The sequence below is a fragment of the Streptomyces sporangiiformans genome (assembly GCF_005768555.2).
Classification (GTDB): Bacteria; Actinomycetota; Actinomycetes; order Streptomycetales; family Streptomycetaceae; genus Streptomyces; species Streptomyces sporangiiformans.
Genome location: NZ_VCHX02000262.1, coordinates 1 through 5,510, shown reverse-complemented (window position 1 = coordinate 5,510; position 5,510 = coordinate 1). Strand labels below are relative to the sequence as shown.

Here is a 5,510-nt window from a genome sequence, read left to right as displayed (position 1 = left end):
CGCAATCGGGTGCCGCCCCTTTCGTACGCGCCGCGCGCTCTGCCCTGGGCGCTACGCGCTCCGCGCTACGCGGTCAGCTTCGCCAGGGCCGCGTCGATGCGGGACAGGGTCTTCTCCTTGCCCAGGACCTCCAGGGACTCGAACAGGGGGAGGCCGACCGTGCGGCCGGTGACGGCGACGCGGACCGGGGCCTGGGCCTTGCCGAGCTTGAGGCCGTGCTCCTCGCCGGCCGCGAGGACGGCGCTCTTCAGCGACTCCGCGCTGGTCCAGTCCGCGGTCTCCAGCTTCGCGCGGGCCGTGCGCAGCAGCGCGTCCGAGCCCTCCTTCATCGCCTTGTTCCAGGACGCCTCGTCCTCGACCGGCTCGTTCAGGAACAGGAAGTCGACGTTCTGCGTGATGTCGGACAGGACCGTCAGGCGGGTCTGGGCGTACGGGGCGATCGCCTCCCACTTGGTCTGGTCGAAGTCCTCCGGCGCCCACGGCGCGTGCGGGGCCTTCAGCCACGGCCCGCAGGCCTCGACGAACGCCTTCACGTCCAGCCGCCTGATGTGGTCGGCGTTGATCGCCTCGCACTTCTTCAGGTCGAAGCGAGCCGGATTCGGGACGACGTCCTTGATGTCGAAGGCGGCGACCATCTCGTCGATCGAGAAGACGTCCTGGTCCGCGGAGAGCGACCAGCCCAGCAGGGAGAGGTAGTTGAGCAGGCCCTCCGGGAGGAAACCGCGCTCCCTGTAGAGGTTCAGCGAGGACTGCGGGTCCCGCTTGGAGAGTTTCTTGTTGCCCTCGCCCATCACGTACGGCAGGTGCCCGAAGGCGGGCACGGACTTCGCGACGCCCAGCTCGATCAGCGCCTTGTAGAGGGCGATCTGCCGCGGGGTCGACGACAACAGGTCCTCGCCGCGCAGCACGTGCGTGATCTCCATGAGGGCGTCGTCGACCGGGTTGACCAGCGTGTACAGGGGCGCGCCGTTGGCTCGTACGATCCCGTAGTCCGGAACGTTCTCGGGGGTGAACGTCAGCTCGCCGCGGACCAGGTCCGTGAAGGTGATCGCCTCGTCGGGCATACGGAAGCGGACGATCGGCTCGCGGTCCTCCGTCCGGTACGTGGCGATCTGCTCGTCGGTGAGCGCCCGGCAGTGGCCGTCGTAGCCGGAGGGCTTGCCGGCCGCGCGGGCCGCCTCGCGGCGGGCGTCCAGTTCCGTCGCCGAGCAGTAGCAGTAGTACGCGTAGCCGCCGTCCAGGAGCTTGTGGGCCACGTCCTTGTAGAGGTCCATGCGCTGCGACTGGCGGTACGGAGCGTGCGGGCCGCCGATCTCTGGGCCCTCGTCCCAGTCGAAGCCGAGCCAGCGCATCGAGTCGAGGAGCTGCTCGTACGACTCCTCGGAGTCTCGGGCGGCGTCGGTGTCCTCGATACGGAAGACCAGGGTGCCGCCGTGGTGGCGGGCGAACGCCCAGTTGAACAGGGCGGTGCGGACCAGCCCCACATGGGGGTTACCGGTCGGCGAGGGACAGAAACGTACGCGGACGGGTCCGTTAGCCACGCTTGATCACCTTGTTGGTGAGAGTGCCGATGCCTTCGATGGAGACGGCGACCTCGTCGCCGACACTGAGCGGGCCGACCCCTGCCGGGGTGCCCGTGAGGATCACGTCGCCGGGGAGCAGCGTCATGGCCTCCGAGATGTTCACGATCAGATCCTCGATGGGGTGGATCATCTCGCTGGTGCGGCCCAGCTGTCGCTGGCTGCCGTTGACCGTGCACTGGATCGTGATGCCCTCGGCGATCGCGGCGAGGTCCAGGCCGGTCTCCACCCAGGGGCCGAGCGGGCAGGAGGAGTCGAAGCCCTTGGCCCTCGCCCACTGCTTCTCGCGCCTCTGGACGTCGCGCGCGGTGACGTCGTTGGCGCAGGTGTAGCCGAAGATGACGTCTTTGACGCGCTCGCGCGGGACCTCACGGCACATACGGCCGATGACCACGGCCAGCTCGGCCTCGTGGTGCAGCTCCTGCGAGAAGGAGGGGTAGGCGATCTCGTCGCCGGGGCCGATCACCGAGGTGGACGGCTTGAAGAAGGCGAACGGGGCGTCGGGCACCTCGTTGCCGAGTTCCTTCGCGTGCTCCGCGTAGTTGCGGCCGAAGGCCACGACCTTGTTCGGGAGCACCGGCGGCAGCAGCCGGACCTTGCTCAGCGGGACCTTGGTACCGGAAAGTTCGAAGTCCGCGAACGGGATGCCCTTGATGATGTCGAGGACGAGCCCGTCGGTCGATCCAGGAGGGCCCTCGCCCTCGACCGCGCCGAACGCGACGTTGCCGTCGATGGAGAACCTGGCGATGCGCACGGGATCCTTGCGCCCCTCACTGAGCTGGCTGAAGTTTTGACGCTCCAGGCTAACGCGGCAGAGGGGCGCGACCTCGCGCAATTCCGTCCGGGGGGCCGTGGGATGCTTGATCCGCGTCGTGGACCGCTACTCCGCGGAGACGGCCGCGACCGGGACGTCCATGAGGACGGTGCGCCGGGGGTTGGCGGTCTGGGCGGGGAGCTCAACGGCGTGCTCCTGCTGCTCGTGCCGCTGTTCCGTCCGCAGTTCGCCGGCGTCCTCGAGGTCGACCAGCGTGGTGCGTCGCGGATTGGCGGTGTTGCGGAGCATCATCGTCGTCTTCATCTGCGGTTTCGGACCCTGTCGGTACGGGCGCGGAGCGCGGCCGGAAGCCGTCGCGCGAGCGCGAGTTGTCGGATTAGCTGTCTCTGTAAAGCATCAGGCTAAACATTCAATCCGCCTGGAAAGTTGTGAAGAGCTCATGGTTGGCGTGTGAGTTTGCTCACCAACTGCCAGTCAAAAGGGGGCAATTCAGACCCTCGGCGCGCTTCACCGAAACGGACATTGCACCCCTGAAGCCCTCATTCCGCTCCCGATCGTGGCGACTGGGGCGCGCCTCGCTCGCGAGCGGGTCGGTGGGATAGGTCCGTTATGTACGAGATCACAGTGCACGTCTCGTAACTCGGCCCTCACAACCTGTCACGGAGGTCACAGCATGACCTGCGGGCCTTGTTGGAGATCCGGCACTGTGCTGGAATTCCACGAACCGCCGCGGAACACAACCGGCGCGCAGGGGGCGCAACGCGCCGCCGAGTGGCGGCGGAAGGGGAAGCCAGCGCCGGTCACCCACGACCGACAAAGGCGCATTGCGCCTGTACGACGCCGACACCGTCCCACCGTCATGCGGAGGGACGCCTGGTCCAGAGGTTGCGACGCTAGTGCAGGGACGTTTCAAGAGGGATGGCAGCGCTTCGGCGGAGCCGGAGTCGCAGGGCGGGACCGACCGCGGCTCCTCGCCTCAGCACGCCCAGAACCCGGGACCGGCACAGACCGGCAACGGCGGTGATCGCGGCTCGCGCCCAGGCGTGACGGCGGGCGGCGCTCCGGCCGGCAAGCCCGCCGCGCCCGCGCCGAAGGCGAAGAGTTCCAGCAGCCCCGGCTCCCGAATAGCGCTGCGCAACTGGCGCATCTCGACCCGTCTGGTCTCGCTGCTCGCGCTGCCCGTGGTGGCCGCGACCTCGCTGGGCGCACTGCGCATCAGCGACTCCATGGACGACATCCAGCAGCTCGACAACATGAAGCTGCTGACCGACATGACCAAGCAGGCGACCGAGCTCGCCGCAGCGCTCCAGGAGGAGCGGGACAAGTCGGCCGGTCCCCTCGCCAACGGTGCCAAGACGAGTGACTTCACCGTCAAGGGCGTACGGGAGAAGACGGACCGGGCACGTGCCGCCTTCATGGAGGGCACCCACGACATCGACGCCGCGGCCGGCGAGAAGAACCTCGACGGCGTCCGCGACAATGTCGTCGCCATCGCGACCGAGCTGGGCAAGCTCAGCAGCATCCGCGACGACGCCTACGCGGACACGGACAACACGACCCAGACGGTCGACGCGTACCACCGGCTCATCGACCAGTTGCTCGGCCTCTCGCAGGACATGGCCGAGGCGACCAGCAACCCCGAGATGATCCAGCGCACGCGCGCCCTGGCGGCGTTCTCCTCCGCCAAGGAGTACGCGTCCATCCAGCGCGCCGTCATCGCCGCGGCCCTGCCCGCGACCGACAAGACCTTCGGCGAGCTCTCGGAGAACGACCGCAAGTACGCGGCCTCGGCGCTGGACAGCCAGGAGTCCGAGCTCACCAGCTTCGCCAGCATCTACGACGGCAACGCCGAGGCGCTGACGAAGCCCATCGACGACGGCAGCCCGACCATCGAGGCAGCCGACACCTACGCCGAGCGCGTGCTCGAGCGTCAGGACGGCCTGCAGCTGCGTGACAAGCGCTCGTACCTGGACTGGATCGACGCCGACTCGACCAAGATCCAGGAAATGTCCAAGATCGAGCTCACGCTGCTCAACCAGATGGAGCAGAAGGCCCGTGAGCTGCGCAACGAGTCCGAGCGCGAAGCGATCATCTCCGGTGCGCTGATCCTGCTCGTGCTCGGTGTCTCGCTCGTCGGCGCCTTCGTGGTGGCCCGGTCCATGATCCGCTCGCTGCGCCGCCTCCAGGACACCGCGACCAAGGTCGCCCAGGACCGGCTGCCCGAGCTCGTCAAGCAGCTGTCCGAGTCCGACCCGCAGGACGTCGACACCTCCGTCCAGTCGGTCGGTGTGCACTCCAAGGACGAGATCGGCCAGGTGGCCGCGGCCTTCGACGACGTGCACCGCGAGGCGGTCCGCCTCGCCGCCGAGCAGGCCCTGCTGCGGGGCAACGTCAACGCGATGTTCACCAACCTCTCGCGCCGCTCCCAGGGTCTGATCCAGCGCCAGCTGTCGCTGATCTCCGAGCTGGAGTCCCGCGAGGCCGACCCGGACCAGCTGTCCTCGCTGTTCAAGCTCGACCACCTCGCGACCCGCATGCGCCGTAACGGCGAGAACCTCCTCGTTCTCGCCGGTGAAGAGCCGGGCCGCCGCTGGACCCGCCCCGTCCCGCTCGTCGACGTCCTTCGTGCCGCCGCCTCCGAGGTGGAGCAGTACGAGCGCATCGAGCTGGCCGCGGTCCCGACCACCGAGGTCGCGGGCCGGGTCGTCAACGACCTCGTGCACCTGCTCGCCGAGCTGCTGGAGAACGCCACCTCGTTCTCCTCGCCGCAGACGAAGGTCAAGGTCACCGGTCACGCGCTGCCCGACGGGCGCGTACTGATCGAGATCCACGACACCGGTATCGGCCTGTCCCCCGAGGACCTCGCGTCGATCAACGAGCGGCTCGCCTCGCCGCCCACCGTGGACGTCTCGGTCTCGCGCCGCATGGGTCTGTTCGTGGTCGGCCGCCTTTCGCAGCGCCACGGCATCCGCATCCAGCTGCGTCCCTCCGACTCCGGTGGCACGACCGCGCTGGTCATGCTCCCCGTCGATGTCGCCCAGGGCGGCAAGCAGGCCCCGGGCAAGCCCGGCCAGGGTGTGGCCTCCGGTGCTCCGGCCGCCGCGCAGGCCGCGGCAGGCGTCGCGGCGGCCCGCCGTGGCGGTGCCGGCGCCGGT

The 5,510-nt window shown here is 68.8% G+C and carries 4 protein-coding genes; 1 reads left to right on the top strand and 3 read right to left on the bottom strand.

Features of this window, described 5'->3' with window-relative positions:
• Positions 1–65: 65 nt before the first annotated feature.
• The 3 genes from gltX to FGD71_RS35570 all read right to left on the bottom strand — a co-directional run bounded on the left by gltX (position 66) and on the right by FGD71_RS35570 (position 2,658).
• A complete protein-coding gene (gene gltX / locus FGD71_RS35580) occupies positions 66–1,541 on the bottom strand; it encodes a glutamate--tRNA ligase (RefSeq protein ID WP_119104678.1) in 1,476 nt (491 codons plus the stop codon).
• On the bottom strand, positions 1,534–2,334 hold the full coding sequence (locus tag FGD71_RS35575) for a fumarylacetoacetate hydrolase family protein (RefSeq protein WP_119104677.1): 801 nt from the start codon (positions 2,332–2,334) through the stop codon (positions 1,534–1,536). The genes gltX and FGD71_RS35575 overlap by 8 nt, the downstream gene beginning before the upstream one ends.
• Positions 2,335–2,460: 126 nt before the next feature.
• Positions 2,461–2,658 (bottom strand): hypothetical protein, encoded by a 198-nt coding sequence (locus FGD71_RS35570; RefSeq protein WP_119104676.1) that lies wholly within the window; start codon positions 2,656–2,658, stop codon positions 2,461–2,463.
• A 593-nt stretch (positions 2,659–3,251) separates the two neighbouring features.
• Here FGD71_RS35570 and FGD71_RS35565 point away from each other — a divergent pair.
• Positions 3,252–5,510 (top strand): sensor histidine kinase (locus tag FGD71_RS35565; protein WP_119104675.1); only part of this gene is annotated, 2,259 nt, incomplete at its 3' end.

Excerpts from the sequence above, each read along its gene's own strand:
- FGD71_RS35570 (WP_119104676.1), bottom strand. The coding sequence starts at position 2,658 with ATGAAGACGACGATGATGCTCCGCAACACCGCCAATCCGCGACGCACC.